This is a genomic window from Leyella lascolaii, assembly GCF_900079775.1.
Lineage (GTDB): Bacteria > Bacteroidota > Bacteroidia > Bacteroidales > Bacteroidaceae > Prevotella > Prevotella lascolaii.
The window spans coordinates 501,086-523,832 of the sequence record NZ_LT556050.1 but is presented as its reverse complement, the minus strand read 5'-3'; the positions used below and the strand labels follow the sequence as shown (position 1 = coordinate 523,832).

General features: G+C 47.4%; 17 protein-coding genes and 5 tRNA genes. 18 read left to right on the top strand and 4 right to left on the bottom strand.

The features are described 5' to 3' along the window. The first annotated feature begins 296 nt into the window (after nucleotides 1–296). The gene (locus BN4609_RS14635; protein ID WP_068857256.1) at nucleotides 297–905 is read left to right on the top strand and encodes a Crp/Fnr family transcriptional regulator; all 609 of its coding nucleotides are present in this window, start codon (nucleotides 297–299) and stop codon (nucleotides 903–905) included. Nucleotides 906–1,664: 759 nt separating this feature from the next. Here the strand turns inward: BN4609_RS14635 and BN4609_RS14625 are convergent. The 3 genes from BN4609_RS14625 to BN4609_RS14615 all read right to left on the bottom strand — a co-directional run bounded on the left by BN4609_RS14625 (nucleotide 1,665) and on the right by BN4609_RS14615 (nucleotide 5,436). Next, nucleotides 1,665–3,398, bottom strand: a complete 1,734-nt coding sequence (locus tag BN4609_RS14625) for a DUF262 domain-containing protein (RefSeq protein ID WP_068857254.1) — start codon at nucleotides 3,396–3,398, stop codon at nucleotides 1,665–1,667. A 184-nt stretch (nucleotides 3,399–3,582) separates the two neighbouring features. After that, the gene (locus BN4609_RS14620) at nucleotides 3,583–5,037 is read right to left on the bottom strand and encodes a hypothetical protein (RefSeq protein ID WP_068857253.1); all 1,455 of its coding nucleotides are present in this window, start codon (nucleotides 5,035–5,037) and stop codon (nucleotides 3,583–3,585) included. A gap of 93 nt (nucleotides 5,038–5,130) precedes the next feature. Beyond that, complete coding sequence (locus BN4609_RS14615; protein ID WP_068857252.1) at nucleotides 5,131–5,436, bottom strand: hypothetical protein; 306 nt, start codon at nucleotides 5,434–5,436, stop codon at nucleotides 5,131–5,133. A 797-nt stretch (nucleotides 5,437–6,233) separates the two neighbouring features. On the opposite strand from BN4609_RS14615, the gene rpsU reads away from it, so the two are divergent. The 17 genes from rpsU to rpoC all read left to right on the top strand — a co-directional run bounded on the left by rpsU (nucleotide 6,234) and on the right by rpoC (nucleotide 20,893). Then, on the top strand, nucleotides 6,234–6,425 hold the full coding sequence (rpsU, locus tag BN4609_RS14610) for a 30S ribosomal protein S21 (RefSeq protein WP_021992065.1): 192 nt from the start codon (nucleotides 6,234–6,236) through the stop codon (nucleotides 6,423–6,425). 84 nt (nucleotides 6,426–6,509) lie between these two features. Continuing rightward, entirely contained in the window at nucleotides 6,510–7,400 is an 891-nt protein-coding gene (locus BN4609_RS14605; protein WP_068857251.1) for a tyrosine-type recombinase/integrase, read from the top strand. A 21-nt stretch (nucleotides 7,401–7,421) separates the two neighbouring features. Further along, the gene (hpf, locus tag BN4609_RS14600) at nucleotides 7,422–7,721 is read left to right on the top strand and encodes a ribosome hibernation-promoting factor, HPF/YfiA family (RefSeq protein WP_021992063.1); all 300 of its coding nucleotides are present in this window, start codon (nucleotides 7,422–7,424) and stop codon (nucleotides 7,719–7,721) included. A gap of 100 nt (nucleotides 7,722–7,821) precedes the next feature. Then, nucleotides 7,822–7,895, top strand: a tRNA-Thr gene (locus BN4609_RS14595). A 70-nt stretch (nucleotides 7,896–7,965) separates the two neighbouring features. Further along, nucleotides 7,966–8,047 (top strand) — tRNA-Tyr (locus tag BN4609_RS14590). A 16-nt stretch (nucleotides 8,048–8,063) separates the two neighbouring features. Further along, nucleotides 8,064–8,136: transfer RNA gene (locus BN4609_RS14585), tRNA-Gly, on the top strand. Nucleotides 8,137–8,143: 7 nt separating this feature from the next. Beyond that, a tRNA-Thr gene (locus BN4609_RS14580) sits at nucleotides 8,144–8,215 on the top strand. Between the two features lie 80 nt (nucleotides 8,216–8,295). Beyond that, entirely contained in the window at nucleotides 8,296–9,480 is a 1,185-nt protein-coding gene (gene tuf, locus BN4609_RS14575; protein WP_021992062.1) for an elongation factor Tu, read from the top strand. Nucleotides 9,481–9,564: 84 nt separating this feature from the next. After that, a tRNA-Trp gene (locus tag BN4609_RS14570) sits at nucleotides 9,565–9,637 on the top strand. A 15-nt stretch (nucleotides 9,638–9,652) separates the two neighbouring features. Beyond that, nucleotides 9,653–9,844 carry a preprotein translocase subunit SecE gene (gene secE / locus BN4609_RS14565; RefSeq protein ID WP_021992061.1) on the top strand — a complete coding sequence of 64 codons (192 nt, stop codon included), beginning with the start codon at nucleotides 9,653–9,655 and terminating at the stop codon, nucleotides 9,842–9,844. Nucleotides 9,845–9,855: 11 nt separating this feature from the next. Beyond that, complete coding sequence (gene nusG, locus BN4609_RS14560) at nucleotides 9,856–10,401, top strand: transcription termination/antitermination protein NusG (protein WP_021992060.1); 546 nt, start codon at nucleotides 9,856–9,858, stop codon at nucleotides 10,399–10,401. A 58-nt stretch (nucleotides 10,402–10,459) separates the two neighbouring features. Next, on the top strand, nucleotides 10,460–10,900 hold the full coding sequence (gene rplK / locus BN4609_RS14555) for a 50S ribosomal protein L11 (RefSeq protein ID WP_021992059.1): 441 nt from the start codon (nucleotides 10,460–10,462) through the stop codon (nucleotides 10,898–10,900). Nucleotides 10,901–10,921: 21 nt separating this feature from the next. Then, entirely contained in the window at nucleotides 10,922–11,614 is a 693-nt protein-coding gene (rplA, locus tag BN4609_RS14550; protein ID WP_021992058.1) for a 50S ribosomal protein L1, read from the top strand. Between the two features lie 18 nt (nucleotides 11,615–11,632). Beyond that, a complete protein-coding gene (gene rplJ / locus BN4609_RS14545) occupies nucleotides 11,633–12,151 on the top strand; it encodes a 50S ribosomal protein L10 (protein ID WP_021992057.1) in 519 nt (172 codons plus the stop codon). 46 nt (nucleotides 12,152–12,197) lie between these two features. After that, complete coding sequence (gene rplL / locus BN4609_RS14540; protein ID WP_021992056.1) at nucleotides 12,198–12,578, top strand: 50S ribosomal protein L7/L12; 381 nt, start codon at nucleotides 12,198–12,200, stop codon at nucleotides 12,576–12,578. A gap of 143 nt (nucleotides 12,579–12,721) precedes the next feature. After that, nucleotides 12,722–16,534 (top strand): DNA-directed RNA polymerase subunit beta, encoded by a 3,813-nt coding sequence (gene rpoB / locus BN4609_RS14535; RefSeq protein ID WP_021992055.1) that lies wholly within the window; start codon nucleotides 12,722–12,724, stop codon nucleotides 16,532–16,534. A gap of 27 nt (nucleotides 16,535–16,561) precedes the next feature. Continuing rightward, entirely contained in the window at nucleotides 16,562–20,893 is a 4,332-nt protein-coding gene (rpoC, locus tag BN4609_RS14530) for a DNA-directed RNA polymerase subunit beta' (RefSeq protein ID WP_068857250.1), read from the top strand. A 545-nt stretch (nucleotides 20,894–21,438) separates the two neighbouring features. Here the strand turns inward: rpoC and dinD are convergent. Next, the gene (gene dinD / locus BN4609_RS14525) at nucleotides 21,439–22,308 is read right to left on the bottom strand and encodes a DNA damage-inducible protein D (RefSeq protein ID WP_068857249.1); all 870 of its coding nucleotides are present in this window, start codon (nucleotides 22,306–22,308) and stop codon (nucleotides 21,439–21,441) included. Nucleotides 22,309–22,747 lie beyond the last annotated feature (439 nt).

Below are 22,747 nucleotides of genomic sequence, written 5' to 3'. Positions count from 1 at the left end.
CTAAGCTTCGGCTCGGCAGTGTCAAGTCTGGTAAAACAGTGTTTTCCCGTCTTGCCGTTGCACTCGCCTTGCATTATCTTTGTCCGGCAGCATGCTACGGTCCGGCAGTGAGGCTCTGTTCCCACCTGCCTCTTACGCAGCGGATTTTTTGTAAAGATGATGCAAATGAGCGGAATGAGAGCTTGCTCTCAAAATCCCAGATGCAGCTTTTCTTATGCAAAGGTAAACCTGCGAAAACGCTCAAACTGTATCAAATGTTACAGTGGATGTAAAAAATAATTAAAACTGACGATATTATGGAACTGACACCCCTTCTTAAGATTATGCCGTTTCGCGGAATGAGTGAGACGGAGCTTGCCTCGCTGCTCTTTGGCGGGCATGGTAGTGTGCGACGGTTTGCCTCAGGAGACTTCATCGCGTTTCAAGGCAGCCTGTGCCGCGGACTATATGTGCTTGTGAGCGGCAGGGTGAGGGCTGCTATGGTGAACGCGGACGGCAAGGAGGTGACCATCGAGGAGATTGAGGCACCGGCTCTGCTTGCCTCCGCTTTTGTCTTTGCCACGGAGAACAGGTTCCCCGTGCAGATATCGGCAATAAAGCCTTGCGAGGTGTGTGTCGTAGGTAAGGACCGCCTGACGGAGGCTATGAGCCGTATTCCGTCGCTCATGTCGGGATTCCTGACGGACATCAGCGACCGCAGCGCATTCCTCGGCAGGAAATTGAATGAGTTCGCACTGCTCGACCTGAAGAAACGTATTCTTGAATATCTGAAGACAAATCCGGTGATACGCAACCAGCGCGAGGTGGCTCAGCGTCTGGGTGTGACAAGACCGTCACTGGCGAGAGCCTTGTCTGAACTGGCGAAAGAGGGGAGACTGCCTGCGAGTAAGGGAGCGTCGGAATGACATGACGGCGAGTCTGCCACCGTATGCTTCCCGGTTTGCGCGGTCATGCGGGATAAGCTTATGCCTCATTTTCACGGTCTGCCGCTTATGCTCTCTTGTGCATGCTCCAGCCACCGTATGCCGTGCCATCGTAAAAGCGACGGAGTGAGACAGTAGATTCACACGCGGTGTGAAATTACCTGGTAAGAGCGAAATATGGTATAACAAAAGCGATGATGAGGATAACGTCAAGTCAACGAGAATCGTGCGGAAGCGAGCAGACTGATGTCTGACGGTGTGTGCGCGAATTTTAAAGGTGTGGATATAATGTGTTGTAAATAAGCGTGTTGCGTGTTTTGTTCTTGAAAACAAATCATGTGGCACGGTGAAAAAGCCTTTTCCATCATACAGAAAAGCCTTTATGGGCAGGCGAAAGAGGCTATATCGGAACGTGACACAGCCTCTCCGGGAACGGTACATTGAACGGTGAGCCGACGGAAAGAATGCGTGCGGTTCGTAAAAAGGACAGATTCTGCGTTTTTCAGATGAAAAAAATGACGCATTATATGGCTTCCGTCGAAATCAAGGAAATAAAAAACCGGTGGAAGAGAGTGTCTGAGCAGATACTCAATATCTGTTTGGCGAAAAATATTTGTCAATATTTTTTACTTCACACAGTGCCTCGTTCCACCGGTGTCTGACGCACAAAGAATGCGGCAGCGTGTACGCCATAGCGTAACGTTGCCGCATTGCAGGTATTATCGTAAGTTATTCATACTTCTAAATGTTGTCCAGGCTCCATATCTCTTTTGCCGCGCGGACAATTTTGTTGAAACGTTTTTCTATGCACGACTTGTCCCAGACAGGATGCTCTCTGTCCACGACAAACTCCATTATCTCTTTTTGCTGGTTGAGCAGATTGTCCCGACCATACACCCGGAGCTTGTCTGCAAACGGACGGTTGCCCAAAGAACTGTTCTGCCTTCCAGCCATAAGCATGAGGTTTCCGACACTGTTCATCCATTCTCCGGAAACGATGCCCTCCTTCGGATTTTCCTTGTCCGCATAAACACCGTATCCGTTTTCCAAAGGAGAGTCTTGCGTCTGAGGAGCTATGTGCTCAATGCTTTTGTCGGAGATGACATCCTCATACGTAATCTTAGGTATAGGATAGTTGTCGTTACACAGATATTGTTCGTATCTCCACAGCAGGTAGTTGTCCACAGGATTGCGGTAAAACCATCCGCTCTTGATGTGGCTTATCATCTCGGCATCGCTCCAATATCCCCACCACATGTCGTTGTTGAGCTTCTGTTTCACATCGTCTATTTGCCTGTCAAAGCTTTCCGTGTCGTAAGCATTCTGAATGACGTTATGCAGTCTGCCCTTTATGTCAGCCCTTCCGCCTCTGACCAGTATGCGGAACGTCAGATTCTCCATCAGCCTGATAAGCCGCATGTACACTTCGTCGCTGACATCAGACAGTCTGGCTTTTATGAGCATGGGATATGAGTAAGCCATGTTGTTCATGCATTTCAGGTTGGCGGTATAGAAAGAATTGTCCTGCTCTATTTGCCTGACAATTGAAAAAGCTCTGGAGAGTCCGTTCACAAAACGTTTTATTTGTATTGTCAGCTTGTCTTGGGGAATGGATTTAAGCCAATCTTTAACCTCACTCACGACTTTATCACTATAATATCCGTTAGGTCCGGTAGCCTTCCAGTAATAATTGAGCACATTGTCCTCATCCAAGGTAATGAGAACAATGTTGCGGTATATCTCCTCAAAAGCATTTTCTATATAGGCTGTTCCGTCACTGTCGTTCCCCTGTCTGAAAAGCTGTAACATGAAATATGCCTTGAGGACTTCCAGATTGGTGAGTTTCTTTCCTCTGTCGTTCTGGTAGGCGAAAATCTGTGCCGCCTGAAGCTTGTCCTTGACAATGAATGTGGTGAGGGATGCGTTCTCAAGCGTGTCTGCCCATGGCAGCATCTGCGGTACGGACACTTTGCTCATTTCATCCTCAAAGTAGGCGCGCGCATTGCGCATTGCAATCCTTGACTTGGAAGTGAGTTCCTCTTCATGGACAGACTCTTTATATTCTATGATGGCATCGATAAAGAAATTGTTGTCATAAGAAACGGTCGTGAATTTAAGTCTGTTGGATGTGTTGTCTTTCAGATAGCGGTCTGTTATGTTATTCAACAAGCCGGTTATGTCATACGCGTTTCCTGCATTGATCCATTCATCTTGCCTGTGCCTTATGGCATTAATAAGTACACTGAAGAAGATGACGCATGTGGTAAGACGCTGTTGCCCGTCGATTATATATAATGTATTCTCGCTTTTTTCAAACAGGAAATGTCCCAGAAAATAATTCTTTCCACATTCCATCAGATCCTCAACAAACTGTGATAACTGCCGTTCTCCCCACGTGTAGGCACGCTGGTATTCAGGTATGACGAACCGTATGTCGGGTTTCGCGAATAAATCTTTTAGTGTTGTAGACTTCATAACGCTGTAAGTTTAAATAAATGTCTTGATGGCTGAAGGCGAGAAGGCTCCGGCGTCTGCCAACGCAAGACGTGATATTACGAGCCATATCAATTGCAACGGGCGGAAGTGTTCAGTTGGCGGTCCGGGCGTCTGCCGGCGTAAATCATAGCCAAAGCCCTGCATGTGCGGTGTCATCTGTCATTCAACCGTTCATCTTCTCTATCCAGAATCTTACTCTCTCAGAAACCGTACCGGCGTCAGTGGACGGCACTTTCTCCAAGACCACATATCCGTCATCGTTGATATCCCTGTCCTGACATCCCATTCTCTTCAGTGCGTTCTTCAGCATATCCAAGTCTCCGTTTCTGTTGGCGAAATGTATGAGGACATTTCCGCTGTTCCCGTCTTCAAAGATATCCATGTAGAGAGTCCTTTCTCCGTCCGAATACATCTGGCAAGCCAGCATGTCCCAATACCATATGAATGTTTCCCAATGCTCATGTGAGCCTACGGCTTTCTTCCATGAGGCGGTACGGTGATGGCGTTTTATTATGTCCTTCAGCTGATTCACATTGTCTATGATATATTGCTGCATATCCCTGTCAGACTTGAACGCCTCTGAAAAATGACCTTCAGCTATACTGCAATAAGGCTCTGCCAGATACTGCCACCATTGACCATGGCTTCTGCGTCCTCCCTTTTCCCATTTCAATGGCTTTGAAAAATCGGGGTCGCTCTCATACGTTGCTTGAATATAATATTTCCCTTGCCAGAATCCTACGCCAATGACTCCGGGGTTACCGTTATTGTCCGTCATCCTGAAACCGTCATATTGGTCGGTCATTCCTTCGACGCGCCATCTTTCTTCTTCCCATTCAGACAATGCGTTATCCCATAAGGCGGTGTCTTCAGGGAGAGAGGCTGTGTCTTGCCTCATGCCGTCTTCCGCATCAGGCTTTGTTTCCGGGATGGTGTTTATGCACGCATCTGCAATTGAGTTGGAAAGCACGTTCAAATCGACAGTTATGCGCTGTCGCTCTTGTTTCGTTTCGCTGTCATCGCTTTTTGCATGTCGATAGGCGTCGGAAAAGTTTTCGAGCGTGCTTTGCTTGTGAGTGTCGTCAAACTTAACGTCATCTCCATACAGATCTTTGCGGAACGCATTCACAATGGAAAAAAGACAGTCTAACAACTGGTCGGGTGAGTTGCTCCTGTTCTTACGGATGACATTCTGTTTTTCATCATCAGGACAACAATGCTCGATGAGTTCTTTAACCGAGCTGCTTACAACGGCTATGTATTTCGAGTCGCAGTGCATCGCAACATAGGATGTCTGGAATTCAAGGCGTATCTTTTCCTCATCCGAAAGCTTGTGGTCCTTTATCACGTCATACAATGTATGAAGATAGTCTTTATAAATTCTGAGTTTCTCTTCAAAGACCTTGGCGGCTCTCTCACGTTCAACGTCATTGTCGCTCTGACCACGGAGCAGAATCATTGTTATGATAGCGGTTATCACCACTCCGAGAACAGCTGCAAACATCTCATACCATAGCTCTTTCTCTGTAAACAGACGCAGGTATATGGCAAAGAAACATGCCAGAGCAATAAGTATGGCTGTTATTGTTATGATTTTATATTGAGTGAATTTGTTCATGTAAAGTATATTATAAGTTTTATGTACAGAAACTTGCATATAGCAGCCATATCGGGACATTTTGATGACATGTCCCGATATGGCTGATGGGTGTCAGCGTGCGGGGCGGCTGTTTATCTTCTTTCCAAACATGTCATAGGTATCAAGCCATGACCCTTTTCTCACTACGAATGTGTCGCCCGTTATGCTCACAAACATGCCGACAGACTCCGGAATGCTTTTGATTTTCCTGCCGAACTCATTGTACAGATCATACCATGAGCCTTTGTGTACAATGAAGAACTGTGAACCCCATCCCAGCATCATTCCGATGCTCTCAGGAACGGTCTTCTGTTTTTTCCCACGGTCGTCGTAAATTTCGTACCAGCTGCCGTGACGCTCAATAATAGAAATGGCCATAATTGTTATCAGGTGGTCGTACAGTCCCTTTTGACCTTTAAATAAAACACTGAAGCGTGGAACTGCAATGCTACCACGTCTTAAGTCGGAGGTCGTAGGAAAACCTTTATTCAGGATATGGTAATAGCAGCCCACGCTATAGCGCGAGAACCACTATGCTCTCTCTCTGAATAAGTCTTGAATTTCCTACGTTCCCGACTTTGAGATAAGCATAACGCTTCTTTCTGATATGTCTTGGGTAGAGTATTCTCTATCCGGTTACAAATATATGGATTTTTTTGTAAAGTTGGTCTATATAGCGATGTTTTAATTTGCATATTATTTATTAAATCCGGTTTTACTTTAGAACTCCCGGGCTGATATCTACTTTTTGCCGGTTTTTTCCTGCGATTATCCGAACTGCTGATATAACATTATTTCCCGTTTATTATCGCTTCAAACAGCCTTGTTCTTGGCAATGACAGATGCCGATATGTCTGGCAATAGCAGCTCTGAAGAGGAGCCAAAATACTATGGTTAAGAAATAATACAGTTTTTGCGGTATGATGGAATTTTGATTGGAGGTGGCTTTATGTTTGCCTGTTACTTTCGAATCAGGTGTTTAAGGATTTATGGCATAATATATTAATGTATTATATGATAAACCTATGGAGATGAAGAAAAGTTGGCATGAATGGATAAAAAATAAATGGGAAAAGTTGTCGGGTTCAAAAATAAAGTGTAATTTTGCACCGCATTTTGTGGCGGAAGCCCGAAAAACAAAAAATATATCATAAATAATTAAAAACAAAAATAGCATGATAATTGTACCAGTTAAAGATGGTGAGAATATCGAAAGAGCTCTCAAGAAGTTTAAGAGAAAATTTGAAAAGACAGGCGTTATGAAGGAACTGCGCAAGCGTCAGCAGTATAACAAACCGTCTGTACTGAAGAGGCTCAAGATGGAGCATGCCATCTATGTACAGAAATTACGCGCAGCAGAGGATTGAAAAAATACCTCTGAAAATTTGGTAGTTTGAATTTTATTCTGTATATTCGTTGCCGAAATATATTGTGATTTGAGCAACGGATTGATGATGATAAAGGAATTTTTGAACTATCTGCAGTACGAACGTAACCGTTCTGCGCTGACAGTGAAGAGTTACGGTGAGGATGCGAGAGCATTTGAATCGTATTTCAAAAATTTGGATACTCATCTCTCTTGGGAATCTGTCGATTCTGATATTATCCGTGACTGGATGGAGAGCATGATGGATAAAGGAAACACCGCAGCTTCAATTAACAGACGATTGAGCGCAGTGCGTTCCCTTTATCGTTTTGCGTTATCCAGAGGTTTTGTGGAACATGATCCTTCGCGTGGGGTTTTCGGTCCGAAGAAGAACTTGTCGCTCCCTTATTTCCTTAGAGAAGAGGAGATGGACAGGTTGCTTGACCCGGGAAGATGGTCGGACGCTTATGGTGATGTGTGTCTGCGCACCATGCTTATGGTATTCTATGAGACGGGTGTGAGACTCTCGGAACTGACGGGACTTGATAACGCATCGGTGGATTTGGCGAACAGTGAGCTTAAGGTTACCGGAAAGAGAAACAAACAACGTGTTATTCCGTTCGGTGACGAGCTTCGCGAAACATTGTGCACATATATATATAAGCGTGATGCGGAGGTGTCTGGCGTCGATGGGGTGGAGGATGCTTTTTTCCTTACTTCAAAAGGACGAAGATTCAGTAATGCTGCGGTAAGACAAAAGGTCAAGGCCGCGCTCGCGACTGTCTGTACTCTTAAAAAACGTTCGCCGCACGTACTGCGGCATTCGTTCGCCACAGCAATGCTCAATCATGATGCAGGACTGGAAAGTGTGCGGAAGTTGCTCGGACATGAAAGTCTTTCCACAACGGAGATTTATACGCATACGACTTTCGAGCAATTGAAGCGTGTATATTCAAATGCCCACCCAAGGGCTTAACCTAAATTAAAAGGAGGTACTATGGAAGTAAAAGTTCAGTCGATACATTTCGACGCTACCGAGAAACTGCAGGCGTTCATTGAAAAGAAGACAGCCAAGTTGGAAAAATCATTTGAGGACATCCAGAAAGTAGAGGTGCAACTGAAAGTAGTAAAGCCCGCCACTGCACTAAATAAGGAAACAAGCATGACCGTGTCGGTTCCGGGGAACACTTTGTTCGTTGAAAAAACATGTGATACTTTTGAAGAAGGAATAGACCTTTGCATCGATGCTATGAGGGTTCAACTGGCTAAATTTAAGGAAAAACTGCGCGAAAGATAAAAAAAACTCGCAAAAGTTTTGGAGATTAAAAAATAATGCCTATCTTTGCAGCCGTTTTAGAACAAGTCCTAAATGATAAGCCTTACGGCTGCAAGGATTTGCCTCTTTAGCTCAGTTGGCCAGAGCACGTGATTTGTAATCTCGGGGTCGTTGGTTCGAATCCGACAAGAGGCTCAAAAGAAAGAGAAGAAGATGCTGTCGAGAGACGAAGTTCTTTACTCTGAGAATTTATTGGACAAGCAACGGGTGGTTACCAGAGTGGTCAAATGGGGCAGACTGTAAATCTGCTGGCGATGCCTTCGGTGGTTCGAATCCATCACCACCCACTTCAGTTGAAGTTTTGCGGAAATAGCTCAGTTGATAGAGCACTAGCCTTCCAAGCTGGGGGTCGCGGGTTTGAGTCCCGTTTTCCGCTCTAACTTGCTGTAATAGCTCAGTGGTAGAGCACTTCCTTGGTAAGGAAGAGGTCCTGAGTTCAACTCTCAGTTACAGCTCTACTTCTGTTCTTTATTTGTTTAAGGAGTCAGAAGAAAAACAGATAAATCATTTATATAAATAAAATAAAAGAAAAGCTATGGCTAAAGAGAATTTTGTGCGCACGAAACCGCACGTAAACATTGGTACGATAGGTCACGTTGACCATGGTAAGACCACTTTGACCGCTGCCATCACTACAGTTTTGGCTAAGCAGGGTCTTTCTGAGGTTAAGTCTTTTGACCAGATTGATAACGCACCTGAAGAGAAGGAACGCGGTATCACTATCAATACTGCCCACGTAGAATATGAAACAGCAAAACGTCACTATGCACACGTTGACTGCCCGGGGCACGCTGACTATGTAAAGAACATGGTAACAGGTGCTGCTCAGATGGACGGTGCTATCCTTGTTGTTGCTGCAACTGACGGTCCTATGCCTCAGACACGTGAGCACGTGCTTCTCGCTCGTCAGGTAAACGTTCCGCGTATGGTTGTGTTCCTGAACAAGTGCGATATGGTTGAGGATGAGGAGATGCTCGAACTCGTTGAGATGGAGGTTAGAGAAATCCTTGATCAGTATGAATTCGAGGATGATACTCCTATAATTCGTGGTTCTGCACTCGGCGCACTTAATGGCGTAGCAAAATGGGAAGAGAAGGTTATGGAGCTCATGAACGCTGTTGATGAGTGGATTCAGGAGCCTCCGCGCGACCTCGACAAACCTTTCCTTATGCCTGTTGAGGACGTGTTCTCTATCACTGGTCGTGGAACTGTTGCTACCGGACGTATCGAGACTGGTCGTGTTAAGGTCGGTGACGAAGTAGAACTTCTCGGTCTTGGCGAAGATAAGAAGAGTGTGGTAACAGGTGTTGAAATGTTCCGCAAGATTCTTGATGAAGGTGAAGCTGGTGATAACGTAGGTCTGCTCCTCCGTGGTATAGACAAGAACGAAATCAAGCGCGGTATGGTTCTCTGCCATCCGGGTCAGATTAAGCCGTTCAAGAAATTCAAGGCTTCTATCTACGTTCTGAAGAAAGAAGAGGGTGGTCGTCATACTCCGTTCGGAAACAAGTATCGTCCGCAGTTCTATCTCCGTACAATGGACTGTACAGGTGAGATATCTCTTCCGGAGGGCGTAGAAATGGTAATGCCTGGAGACAACGTGGAAATCACAGTTGAGCTGATTTACGCTGTTGCTCTTAACAAGGGTCTGCGCTTCGCTATCCGTGAGGGTGGACGCACAGTAGGCTCTGGTCAGATTACTGAAGTATTTGAAGACTAAATTTCAAAATCAGGGTTCCAATATCCCTGTCTCTTGAAATAAGATAATAAATGTTCCCGCATGAGCGGCATGCGGGAATTTTTTACGGGATTAGCTCAGTTGGTAGAGCACTGGTCTCCAAAACCAGGTGTCGGGAGTTCGAGCCTCTCATCCCGTGCTAAATAAAGATAATATGTTCAAGAAATTTGTGAATTATTGCAAAGTTTGTTACAACGAACTTGCGCATAAGACTACATGGCCTACAGGTGCCGAACTCACGCACAGTGCTATGATTGTATTATCTGCTTCCCTTGTCATAGCTTGTGTCGTATTCGCAATGGATCAGCTCTTTGAGTGGATCATGAGTATGGTTTATCCAGGTTAATTTATCGGAAAATGGCTGAAACAGGAAAGAATTGGTATGTCTTGCGTGCTGTAAGTGGCAAAGAGGCTAAGGTGAAGGAATACATTGAGGCTGAAATGAAACACAACACGTTATTATCGACACATGTTTCTCAGGTTATCATACCTATGGAGAAGCATGCTTCTTTGCGTAATGGCAAGAGAGTCATCAAAGAGAAGATTTCTCTTCCCGGCTATGTTTTCGTTGAGGCCTCTCTCGTTGGAGATGTTGCGCATACCTTGCGTTTCATGCCCAATGTCCTTGGCTTTCTTGGTGGACTAGACAATCCTTCTCCAGTTCCGCAGGCAGACATAAATCGTATGCTTGGTACTGCAGAAGAAACAGAGCTTGTAGACGATGTTAATATTCCGTATGTTGTCGATGAAACTGTGAAGGTTATTGATGGTCCTTTCAGCGGCTTTAGCGGTGTGATTGAAGAAGTCAACAGTGAAAAGCGTAAGTTGAAGGTGATGGTCAAGATTTTCGGAAGAAAGACTCCATTGGAATTAGGTTTTATGCAAGTTGAAAAAGAAGGCTGATGCATTGTTACGGGTGTATCGCATCTTTTTATACTAATCATTTAACATATAAACAAAAATGGCTAAAGAAGTTGCTGGATTAATCAAGTTACAGATTAAAGGTGGCGCAGCGAATCCCTCTCCTCCTGTAGGACCGGCTTTGGGTTCGAAGGGTATTAATATTATGGGATTCTGCAAGGAGTTCAACGCCAGAACCCAGGATAAGGCAGGTAAGATTATTCCTGTCGTTATCACCTACTACACCGACAAGTCATTCAGCTTCGAGCTTAAGACTCCGCCTGCAGCTGTTCAGCTTAAAGAGGCAGCCAAGGTTAAGAGTGGCTCAGCACAGCCTAATCGTCAGAAAGTTGCCAGCGTGACTTGGGATCAGGTTAGAGCAATAGCAGAGGACAAGATGAAAGATCTTAACTGCTTCACTGTGGAGGCAGCGATGAAGCTTGTTGCCGGTACTGCAAGAAGTATGGGTATAACTGTAAAAGGGGATTTCCCTGGTAAATAATTTATAACTTCAATTAGAAAAATGAGTAAACTGACAAAAAATCAAAAATCAGTAGCTGATAAGGTTGAAGCAGGGAAAGCATACTCTTTGATGGAGGCATCAGAGCTTGTTAAGGAAATAACTACGACTAAGTTTGATGCTTCTGTAGATATAGATGTACGCTTAGGCGTTGACCCGCGTAAGGCAAACCAGATGGTCCGTGGCGTAGTTTCGCTTCCGAATGGCACTGGTAAGGTTACACGCGTGCTCTGTCTTTGTACACCGGATGCTGAAGCTGCTGCCAAAGAGGCTGGTGCAGACTATGTCGGTCTTGATGAATACATCGAAAAGATTAAAGGCGGATGGACTGATGTGGATGTTATCATAACAATGCCGTCATGCATGGGTAAGATAGGTCCTTTGGGACGTGTTCTCGGACCGCGTGGACTTATGCCTAACCCAAAGAGCGGCACAGTGACAATGGATGTTGCTAAGGCAGTAAAAGAGGTTAAGCAAGGTAAGATAGACTTTAAAGTTGACAAGGCTGGTATTATTCACACATCTATCGGCAAGGTCAGCTTTACAGCAGAGCAGATTATGCAGAATGCAAAGGAGTTTATCGCTACTGTTATAAAGCTTAAACCTTCTGCTGCTAAAGGTACATATATTAAGAGTATCTTTATTTCTAGCACTATGAGTAAGGGTATCAAGGTTGATCCTAAATCAGTTGAGTAACTCTAAAAGTTTTGTAAAATGAGAAAAGAAGTAAAAGATACTATTATAAATGAACTAGGTCAGAAACTGAAGGAATATCCTCATTTCTATCTGGTTGATGTTACAGGTCTGAATGCGGAGGCTACAAGTAACTTGCGCCGCAAGTGTTTTAAGAGCGAAATCAAGATGGTTGTTGTGAAGAACACTCTTCTTCACAAGGCTTTCGAGGCTTCAGACGTGGATTTTGAACCTTTGTATTGTACTCTGAAAGGTACGACAGCCGTATTGTTTACACATACAGCAAATGTTCCTGCAAAGCTTTTGAAAGAGTATACTAAGGAAGGTATCCCCGCACTTAAAGGTGCATATGCAGAAGAATGCGTATATGTAGGTGCAGACAAGCTCTCTGAACTTGCTTCACTGAAGAGCAAGAACGAAGTTATTGCTGAAATTGTCGCATTGCTGCAGTCTCCCGCCAAGAATGTTGTTTCTGCACTTCAGTCTGGTGCGAACACGATTCATGGTGTCCTGAAAACTTTGGGTGAGCGCCCGGAGTAACAAAAAACAATTATTAATATAAAAAACAATTAAAATTTTAAATAAAATGGCAGATATCAAAGCTATTGCTGAAGAGTTAGTAAATCTTACAGTAAAAGAAGTAAATGAGTTGGCAACAGTCCTGAAGGACGAGTATGGAATCGAGCCCGCTGCTGCAGCCGTAGCTGTAGCTGCTGGACCTGCAGCCGGTGGTGCAGCTGGTGAGGCAGAGGAGAAGACTTCTTTTGACGTTGTTCTCGCTGAAGTAGGTGGTGCAAAACTTCAGGTTGTTAAGGCAGTTAAGGAAGCTTGCGGTCTTGGCTTGAAAGAGGCTAAGGATCTTGTAGACGGCGCTCCTGCTACAATCAAGGAAGGTCTTTCTAAAGAAGAGGCTGAGAACTTGAAGAAGGCTATCGAAGAGGCTGGTGCCAAGGTAGAACTCAAGTAATAATAAATCTTATAAATTCGCGGCAAGACAATGATTTTGTCTATGCAGTGTGAATCTTTTTAAAATACGGTTAGAATCTTCCAGGTAGGTAGGTTCTAACCTTTTTGTGTCTTTTCATTTATTATAAATATTAATATCTTCTGATGGCTTCAAAAATTGTTGATAACAGAGTTAATTTTGCCAGCATCCACAATCCGATGCCATATCCGGATTTTCTTGATGTGCAGCTTAAGTCGTTTAAGGACTTCCTTCAGATGGACACTCCCCCCGAAGAACGCAAGAACGATGGTCTCTATAAGGTTTTCTCAGAGAATTTCCCTATTACGGATACCAGAAACAACTTTGTTCTTGAGTTCCTCGATTATTATATAGACCCGCCTCGCTACACAATTGAAGAATGTCTTGAGCGCGGGCTTACATACAGTGTGCCTTTGAAGGCAAAGATGAAATTGTATTGTACTGATCCGGATCATGAGGATTTCGGTACATTCATACAGGATGTTTTCCTGGGCACAATTCCTTACATGACGAGCAACGGCACATTCATCATTAATGGTGCCGAGCGTGTTGTCGTTTCACAGTTGCACCGCTCTCCGGGCGTGTTCTTCGGACAAGGTGTGCATGCAAACGGCACAGTGCTTTATTCTGCGCGAATCATACCTTTCAAAGGCTCGTGGATAGAGTTTGCCACAGATATCAACAATGTGATGTATGCTTATATCGACCGTAAGAAGAAATTGCCTGTAACGACTCTTCTTCGTGCCATTGGATATGAGCAGGACAAGGATATCCTTCAGATTTTTGATCTTGCAGAAGAAGTCAAGGTCAACAAGAAGAATATGAAGGCAGCCATCGGACGTAAGCTTGCCGCACGTGTTCTGAAAAGCTGGAATGAGGATTTCGTAGACGAGGATACCGGTGAGGTTGTTTCCATCGAGCGTAACGAAGTCATCATGGAGCGTGAGACTGAACTCACAGAGGATAACATCGTCGACATAATAGAGAGCGGCACCCCTTCTGTGTTGCTTCATAAGGATGCGGAGGCAGCAAACAAATATTCGATAATCTTCAACACACTCGCAAAAGATCCGAGCAACTCTGAGAAAGAGGCAGTGCTGTATATATACAGACAGCTCCGTAATGCCGATCCTGCAGATGACGCGAGTGCCCGTGAAGTGTTCCAGAATCTGTTCTTCTCCGACAAGCGTTATGACTTGGGAGAAGTGGGACGTTATCGTATAAACAAGAAACTTGGTCTTGACACGGAGTCAGACATTCGAGTGCTGACAAAGGACGATATAATCGAAATCATAAAGTATCTTATTCAGCTTATCAACTCTAACGCAACGGTGGACGATATCGACCACTTGTCCAACCGTCGTGTGCGTACCGTCGGAGAGCAGTTGAGCAATCAGTTCTCCATCGGTCTTGCCCGTATGAGCCGTACGATACGCGAGCGCATGAATGTGCGTGACAATGAAGTGTTCCAGCCTACAGATCTGATTAACGCAAAGACAATCTCAAGCGTAATCAATTCTTTCTTCGGTACAAACCCGTTGTCACAGTTTATGGACCAGACCAATCCGTTGGCAGAGGTAACACACAAACGCCGTCTGTCTGCTCTTGGTCCCGGCGGACTTTCACGTGAGCGTGCCGGATTCGAGGTGCGTGACGTTCATTACACACATTACGGACGTCTTTGTCCTATCGAGAGTCCTGAAGGTCCTAACATCGGACTTATATCGTCGCTTTGCGTTTATGCTACCATCAACGAGCTTGGATTTATTGAGACTCCCTACCGCAAGGTTACTGACGGTAACGTCAATCTTAATAATGATGATGTTGTATACCTCACTGCCGAGGAAGAGCAGGATCACATCATCGGACAGGGAAATGCACCTCTTCGTGAGGATGGTTCGTTCATACGCGACTATGTGAAATGCCGTCAGGACGCCGACTTCCCTGTAGTAGCACCCGACCAGGTCGATCTTATGGACGTGTCTCCGCAACAGATTGCGTCTGTTTCCGCCGGACTCATTCCGTTCCTCGAGCATGACGACGGTCACCGTGCGCTGATGGGATGTAACATGATGCGCCAGGCTGTTCCTCTTCTTCACAACGACGCGCCTATTGTCGGTACAGGACTCGAGAAGCAGGTGTGTGAGGATTCACGCACTATGATTACGGCTGAAGGCGACGGAGTAATCGAATACGTCGACGCTACGACAATACGTATATTGTACGACCGCACGGAGGACGAGGAGTTCGTCAGCTTCGAACCTGCGTCTAAGGAATACCGCATTCCTAAGTTCCGCCGTACGAACCAGAATATGACAATCGACCTGCGTCCTATCTGTAACAAGGGTCAGCGCGTAAAGGCAGGCGACATCCTTACTGAGGGATATGCCACAGAGAACGGAGAGCTCGCCCTTGGACGCAACCTGCTTGTGGCTTACATGCCTTGGAAAGGTTACAACTATGAGGACGCCATCGTGCTGAGCGAGCGTATGGTGCGCGACGATGTCCTTACGTCAGTGCATGTGGATGAGTACTCGCTTGACGTGCGTGAGACAAAGCGCGGTATGGAGGAGTTCACGAGCGACATACCAAATGTCAGCGAGGAAGCCACCAAAGACCTTGACGACAATGGAGTCATCCGTATTGGTGCGCGTGTCGAGCCGGGCGACATCCTCATCGGTAAGATTTCGCCTAAAGGTGAGAGCGACCCGTCGCCAGAGGAGAAACTTCTCCGCGCCATCTTCGGTGACAAGGCTGGAGACGTAAAGGATTCTTCTTTGAAAGCCAATCCATCACTCAGTGGTGTGGTGATTGACAAGAAGATGTTCTCCCGTGCTGTCAAGACACGCGAGTCGAAGAAACAGGACAAGGTGCTGCTCGCTAAGATAGACGAGGAATATGAGGCAAAGAACAACGATCTTAAGGATATACTTGTAGAGAAACTGCTTATTCTCACTGAGGATAAGGTTTCGCAGGGTGTGAAGGATTATTCCGGTGCGGAGATTATCACAAAGGGCAGCAAGTTTACTGCTCCTATACTCAAGAACCTCGAGTATGACGGCATCCAGTCTAACGGATGGACAGACGACGCGCACACCAATGAGCTCATCCAGAAGCTCATAATGAACTATATACGCAAGTATAAGCTTCTTGATGCCGAACTGAAGCGCAGAAAGTTCGCCATTACCATAGGTGACGAGCTTCCTTCCGGCATTCTTCAGATGGCAAAGGTTTATATTGCGAAGAAACGTAAGATAGGAGTCGGCGACAAGCTTGCCGGACGTCACGGAAACAAGGGTATCGTGTCGCGTATCGTGCGCATGGAAGACATGCCGTTCCTTGAGGACGGACGTCCTGTGGATATCGTGTTGAACCCTCTGGGCGTGCCTTCACGTATGAACCTCGGTCAGATATTCGAGGCAATTCTCGGTGCTGCAGGAAAGAAACTCGGCGTTAAGTTCGCCACACCTATCTTCGACGGTGCAAAGCTCGACGACCTTTCTGAATGGACAGACAAGGCGGGACTTCCGCACCTGTGCTCAACCCATCTTTACGACGGTGAGACAGGCGAGCGTTTCGACCAGCCGGCGACCGTCGGTATAACCTACTTCTTGAAACTCGGTCATATGGTAGAGGATAAGATGCACGCACGTTCCATCGGTCCGTACTCGCTCATCACACAGCAGCCTCTTGGAGGTAAGGCACAGTTCGGTGGCCAGCGTTTCGGTGAGATGGAGGTTTGGGCACTCGAGGCATTCGGTGCCAGCCATGTGCTTCAGGAGATTCTTACAATCAAGTCCGACGACACTGTCGGCCGTTCAAAGGCTTATGAGGCAATTGTCAAGGGCGACCCGATGCCTACCCCGGGAATACCGGAGTCGCTCAACGTGCTTCTGCACGAGCTCCGTGGTCTTGGTTTAAGTGTCAAACTCGATTAATCCCGAACACCCTAAATTATAAAAGATATGGCTTTTAAGAAAGATACAAAAATAAAGAACAATTTCACGAAGATCACCGTCGGTCTTGCTTCGCCTGAAGAGATTCTCGAGAACTCTTATGGTGAGGTCACCAAACCAGAGACAATTAATTACAGGACTTACAAGCCTGAGCGTGACGGACTGTTCTGCGAGCGCATTTTCGGTCCTACACGCGACTATGAGTGTGCGTGCGGAAAGTATAAGCGCATACGCTATAAGGGCATTGTCTGCGACCGGTGCGGTGTCGAAGTCACTGAGAAGAAGGTACGCCGTGAGCGCAGCGGACACATAGAGCTTGTTGTCCCTGTAGCGCACATATGGTATTTCCGCTCTCTGCCCAACAAGATAGGCTATCTGCTCGGTATGCCTACAAAGCGTCTTGATTCGGTGATATATTACGAGAAATATGTCGTTGTGCAGCCGGGTGCTCTTGAAGGACGCAAGGATGCCGAGGGCATCGAGATAAACGGCTCACACAAGATGGACTTCCTTTCGGAGGAGGAATATATCGACATCATCGAGAACAAGCTCGATCCGCATAACGAATATCTCGACGATTCAGACCCCAACAAGTTCATTGCCAAAATGGGTGCTGAGGCGATTTACGACCTTTTGTCCACAATCGATCTCGACGCATTGTCTTACGAACTGCGCGATCGTGCCAACAACGACTCTTCGCAGCAGCGCAAGACCGAGGCGCTCAAACGCCTGCAGGTAGTGGAGGCGTTCCGTTCGAGCCGTGGTGTAAACCGTCCTGAGTGGATGATAATGAAGATTATTCCTGTCATTCCGCCGGAGCTCCGTCCGCTCGTTCCGCTTGATGGCGGTCGTTTCGCCACATCCGACCTCAACGACCTCTACCGTCGTGTCATCATACGTAACAACCGTCTGAAGCGTCTTGTAGAGATAAAGGCCCCCGAGGTCATCCTCCGAAACGAGAAGCGTATGCTTCAGGAAGCTGTCGACAGTCTTTTCGACAACTCGCGCAAGAGTTCTGCCGTCAAGAGCGACAGCAACCGTCCGCTGAAGTCATTGTCCGATTCGCTCAAAGGAAAACAGGGACGTTTCCGTCAGAACCTTCTCGGTAAGCGTGTCGACTATTCCGCACGTTCGGTCATCGTTGTAGGTCCGGAGCTTAAAATGGGCGAGTGCGGTCTGCCTAAACTCATGGCAGCCGAGCTTTACAAGCCGTTCATCATACGCAAGCTCATCGAGCGCGGCATCGTGAAAACGGTCAAGAGCGCAAAGAAGATTGTCGACCGTCGCGAGCCCGTCATCTGGGATATTCTCGAGAATGTGATGAAGGGTCATCCCGTGCTGCTCAACCGTGCGCCGACACTTCACCGTCTCGGTATACAGGCATTCCAGCCGAAGCTCATAGAGGGTAAGGCCATCCAGCTCCATCCGCTGGCATGTACGGCGTTCAACGCCGACTTCGACGGCGACCAGATGGCTGTCCACCTCCCTCTGAGTAATGAGGCTATCCTTGAGGCACAGATACTGATGCTCCAGAGCCACAACATCCTCAACCCGGCAAACGGTGCTCCTATCACTGTGCCGTCACAGGACATGGTTCTCGGACTCTACTATATCACAAAGATACGTCCGGGCGCAAAGGGCGAGGGACTCGTGTTCTATGGTCCGGAGGAAGCGCTCATCGCACACAACGAGGGCAAGTGCGACCTTCACGCACCTGTGAAGGTTGTTGTAAACGACCTTGTCGACGGTGTGATGCAGAAACGCATGGTCGACACTTCAGTAGGACGTGTCATTGTCAATCAGATTATTCCAGAGGAGGTAGGCTATTTCAACGACATCATCTCCAAGAAGACACTGCGCGGCATCATTGCCGATGTCATCAAGTCGGTTGGTATGGCGCGTGCGTGCGAGTTCCTCGACGGTATCAAGAACCTCGGCTACCGCATGGCTTATGTGGCAGGTCTTTCGTTCAACCTCGACGACATCATCATCCCGAAGGAGAAGGAAGCCATCGTTGAGAAAGGTAATGAGGAGGTTCGTCAGATTACTGAGAACTACAACATGGGATTCATCACCGACAACGAGCGTTACAATCAGGTCATCGATACGTGGACCCATGTCAACAACGACCTTGCCAATGTCCTCATGAAGGAAATGACCGAGGCTGACCAGGGATTCAACGCCGTGTTCATGATGCTCGACTCCGGAGCCCGTGGTTCAAAGGACCAGATCAAGCAGCTTTCCGGTATGCGTGGACTTATGGCAAAGCCTCAGAAGGCGGGTGCCGAGGGAGCGCAGATCATCGAGAACCCTATCCTCTCAAACTTCAAGGAAGGTATGTCCGTGCTCGAGTACTTCATCGCGTCACACGGTGCCCGTAAGGGTCTTGCCGACACCGCCATGAAGACAGCCGACGCCGGTTACCTCACACGCCGTCTTGTCGATGTGTCACACGACGTCATCATCACCGAGGAGGACTGCGGCACACTGCGCGGACTTGTATGTACGGCTCTTAAAAACGGAGACGAGGTCATCTCCACTCTCTATGAGCGCATCCTCGGACGTGTGTCAGTCCACGACATCATACATCCTACCACAGGCGAGCTCATAGTAGCTGCCGGTGAGGAGATAACGGAGTCTGTTGCCAAGGCGATAGAAGAGTCGCCCATCGAAAGCGTAGAGATACGTTCGGTGCTCACATGCGAGAGCAAGCACGGCGTCTGCATGAAGTGTTACGGACGCAACCTTGCCACAAGCCGCATGGTGCAGATAGGCGAGGCTGTCGGTGTGATTGCCGCACAGGCAATCGGTGAGCCGGGAACACAGCTTACCCTGCGTACGTTCCACGCCGGTGGTGTGGCTGCCAATGCCGCCGCCAACGCGTCTATCGTGGCAAAGAACGACTCGCGCATAGAGTTCGACGAGCTGCGCGTGGTTCCGTTTGTGGAGAACGACGGCGAGAAGGACGTCAACTGCGACATGGTGGTAAGCCGTCTGTCTGAGGTGCGCTTCATCGATCCGCATACCGACATCGTGCTCTCCACACTCAACGTTCCTTACGGTTCAACTCTCTACTTCAAGAACGGAGCACTCGTGAAGAAAGGCGACCTCATCGCCAGATGGGACCCGTTCAATGCGGTCATCGTCACCGAATACGGCGGTACGCTTAAATTCAACGATGTGATAGAGGGCATCACCTATCGTGCCGAGACCGACGAGGCTACCGGACTGACCGAGAAAATCATCACCGACTCTAAGGACAAGTCCAAGGTTCCTACCTGCGACATCATCGGTAAGGACGGTGAGGTGATAGGCACATACAACTTCCCGGTGGGCGGACACGTCGTTGTGGAGGACGGACAGACCGTCAGGACAGGTGCCACACTCGTAAAGATTCCGCGTGCCGTGGGCAAGGCTGGTGACATCACCGGAGGTCTCCCGCGTGTGACAGAGCTTTTCGAGGCTCGCAACCCGAGCAACCCCGCTGTGGTTTCTGAGATCGACGGTGAGGTGACAATGGGTAAGGTGAAACGCGGCAACCGCGAGATTATCGTCACAAGCAAGACCGGCGACCAGAAGAAATATCTCGTCAGCCTCTCCAAACAGATTCTTGTTCAGGAGCACGATGCCGTTCGTGCCGGTACTCCGCTTTCCGATGGTATCATCACTCCGGGCGACATCCTCGCCATCAAAGGTCCCACTGCGGTTCAGGAATACATCGTCAACGAGGTTCAGGACGTATACCGTCTGCAGGGTGTGAAGATTAACGACAAGCACTTCGAGATTATCGTGCGCCAGATGATGCGCAAGGTTCAGATAGACGAGCCTGGCGATACCACGTTCCTTGAGCAGGAGATGGTGGACAAGCTCGACTTCGCCGAGGAGAACGACCGCATATGGGGCAAGAAATATGTGACCGATGCGGGCGACTCCGAAACACTGAAGGTGGGTCAGATCATCTCCGCACGCAAGCTGCGCGACGAGAACTCGAGTCTCAAGCGTCGTGACCTGCGTCTGGTTCAGGTGCGTGACACCATCCCCGCAACATCCACACAGATACTCCAGGGTATCACTCGTGCGGCGTTGCAGACCAAGAGTTTCATCTCTGCCGCATCGTTCCAGGAGACAACAAAGGTGCTCAACGAGGCTGCCATACGTGGTAAGGTAGACCGTCTGGAAGGTATGAAGGAGAACGTGATAACCGGTCACCTCATTCCTGCCGGTACAGGACTCCGCCAGTGGGAGAAACTCATCGTCGGCTCAAAGGAAGAGTACGACCGCATCCTTGCTAACCGCAAGACCGTGCTCGACTTTGCCGGTGAGAATGAGTCTGCAGAATAATGCATAATGTTCCTGTGCCTTCTAAGAGGCAGAGGAAAAGATAATTCAAAAGGAGACTGCGTCTGACGCAGTCTCCTTTTTCTGTTTATCGCCTGTTCTTCAGTGCTGTGTATTTTCTCGTACCACGGAATAAGTCATTATACTTCATTCGTATTTCGTGTTGTTGTCAGTCAGATTGGTTTATGATTTTTCCCGGTGTAGCCCTCTACATCTTTGATAAGGCTGGACACAATCCGGCTGACAACAACACGAAATACGAACGGAAGTATGATGACCGATTTGGGTTAATCCATTAGGGGCTGAGATTATGAGTGGTTACTCACCCACACAAACCAACATGTTCCCAAATAATCATCTACGTTGGATATCAACCTTTGCCTTGTCATTGTCGCTCTCAATCCGATTCTTTGTTTTCTCTTTCCTCACTGATCGCCTTTATTTCGTCAGCAAGGATTTTCTGTAGTTTCTCCTTAGGTACTGTCGGCTGATAATCCGCCACCCGCAATGTGTTTTCCCGTATCTTCGGGTGTACAACGGCTTCAACCCTAATCTACCTTTTTGGGCAGTTTGTTTGAAGTCTTTTCTATTTTCTTTTCATTGCTTGCCACTCTGCGTTCCACCTTCTTTATATCCTCTGCAGGTGGAAGGTTCTCGGGTTTTATGCCTCGTTGTCCCAGCATCTGCCTTACGCTGACATTGTTCTGAATATGTTCAGTCGTTATGCTCTGCTCACCATGAAGATCTTTTTGCTCCACGTTGTAGTTTGTCATTTCGGTGGCGAGGTTCTTGGCGGCAATGGTAAGCGTAGGAAGAAAATCAGCCAACGGTCGTGTCGACTTGATGCCAAGGCGGCGTTTCATGTCCTCGGTGGTATGTCCGCCAAACAAAGCCGTGTCGCCTTTTGAACGTATGCGCCCGAATCCCCGCTCGTCAACGCCGCGTTCGTATATGTTACGCGACAGTTGTTTCTCCGAAGCGCGCAGTCGGTCACGTGTGTCCAGACGTGACACTTGCTGCAAATGCTCGGCTATAAGTTCAGCCCGCCTTGTCTGCAATGCGAAGTAGCCTTGAGCAAAAGCTATCTCCTCTTTCTTAGGGTCACCGTTCTGGGCAATGAGATAACAGGCAAAGCGCGTAAGCATGTAGTCCTTGACTTCACGCTTGGAACCGCTACCCAAAGTGACCATTTTCGTGACCTCACGAAAATGGTCATCTACGTTGATATTCTGTGACTTGCATGATTCAACAGCCCGCCCTATAGCAACAATGAAGTTCTCCCAGCGGGCATAGCCAAGAACCGACTGAAGCTCACGGGCAAACCACACTTCAACCTTTTCCTTGCCATTGTCGCTCTCAATGTAGTGTGTTATCTCGTTGAAAGCCGATGTGTGCTGGTTTATTCTTTGAATGTCCATATTATAAGTCCCTTTGTTTCTTATCCCATCTCTCCTCACCAATCGCCTTCATCTCGCCCTCAGTCATTTTCTGTAAATTCTCTTTCGGTACGGTCAGCCGATAATCCGCTACCCGCGATGTGCTTTCTCATATATGTGGCGTGGCGGCATTACCCGGTCTGTTGTCCGGCGTCGTGATGTCGTGCGGATGCGGAGCGTATCAATCACACATCATATTGATATATGATTCTGACCACAAATATAACTATAAAAACGCAACAATCAGGCATAAGTAGGTCCGGAATAATGCTTGTCCGTCAGGTGGGCGTACATAAAGATAGCTGTAAGCTAATTGTGAAATGAAGACACATGGAGTGAAGACACGTAAAAACAGCAGAGCGGGGCGCGTCAGTTTCGTATGTGGCAACCGGCTTTTTTCTTGTATTTTTGTTTTTTTATG

Bases quoted from the DNA above. Each gene is read 5' to 3' on its own strand.
- BN4609_RS14635 (WP_068857256.1), top strand. From the start codon at position 297: ATGGAACTGACACCCCTTCTTAAGATTATGCCGTTTCGCGGAATGAGT.
- BN4609_RS14625 (WP_068857254.1), bottom strand. From the start codon at position 3,398: ATGAAGTCTACAACACTAAAAGATTTATTCGCGAAACCCGACATACGG.
- BN4609_RS14620 (WP_068857253.1), bottom strand. From the start codon at position 5,037: ATGAACAAATTCACTCAATATAAAATCATAACAATAACAGCCATACTT.
- BN4609_RS14615 (WP_068857252.1), bottom strand. From the start codon at position 5,436: ATGGCCATTTCTATTATTGAGCGTCACGGCAGCTGGTACGAAATTTAC.
- rpsU (WP_021992065.1), top strand. From the start codon at position 6,234: ATGATAATTGTACCAGTTAAAGATGGTGAGAATATCGAAAGAGCTCTC.
- BN4609_RS14605 (WP_068857251.1), top strand. From the start codon at position 6,510: ATGATGATAAAGGAATTTTTGAACTATCTGCAGTACGAACGTAACCGT.
- hpf (WP_021992063.1), top strand. From the start codon at position 7,422: ATGGAAGTAAAAGTTCAGTCGATACATTTCGACGCTACCGAGAAACTG.
- tuf (WP_021992062.1), top strand. From the start codon at position 8,296: ATGGCTAAAGAGAATTTTGTGCGCACGAAACCGCACGTAAACATTGGT.
- secE (WP_021992061.1), top strand. From the start codon at position 9,653: ATGTTCAAGAAATTTGTGAATTATTGCAAAGTTTGTTACAACGAACTT.
- nusG (WP_021992060.1), top strand. From the start codon at position 9,856: ATGGCTGAAACAGGAAAGAATTGGTATGTCTTGCGTGCTGTAAGTGGC.
- rplK (WP_021992059.1), top strand. From the start codon at position 10,460: ATGGCTAAAGAAGTTGCTGGATTAATCAAGTTACAGATTAAAGGTGGC.
- rplA (WP_021992058.1), top strand. From the start codon at position 10,922: ATGAGTAAACTGACAAAAAATCAAAAATCAGTAGCTGATAAGGTTGAA.
- rplJ (WP_021992057.1), top strand. From the start codon at position 11,633: ATGAGAAAAGAAGTAAAAGATACTATTATAAATGAACTAGGTCAGAAA.
- rplL (WP_021992056.1), top strand. From the start codon at position 12,198: ATGGCAGATATCAAAGCTATTGCTGAAGAGTTAGTAAATCTTACAGTA.
- rpoB (WP_021992055.1), top strand. From the start codon at position 12,722: ATGGCTTCAAAAATTGTTGATAACAGAGTTAATTTTGCCAGCATCCAC.
- rpoC (WP_068857250.1), top strand. From the start codon at position 16,562: ATGGCTTTTAAGAAAGATACAAAAATAAAGAACAATTTCACGAAGATC.
- dinD (WP_068857249.1), bottom strand. From the start codon at position 22,308: ATGGACATTCAAAGAATAAACCAGCACACATCGGCTTTCAACGAGATA.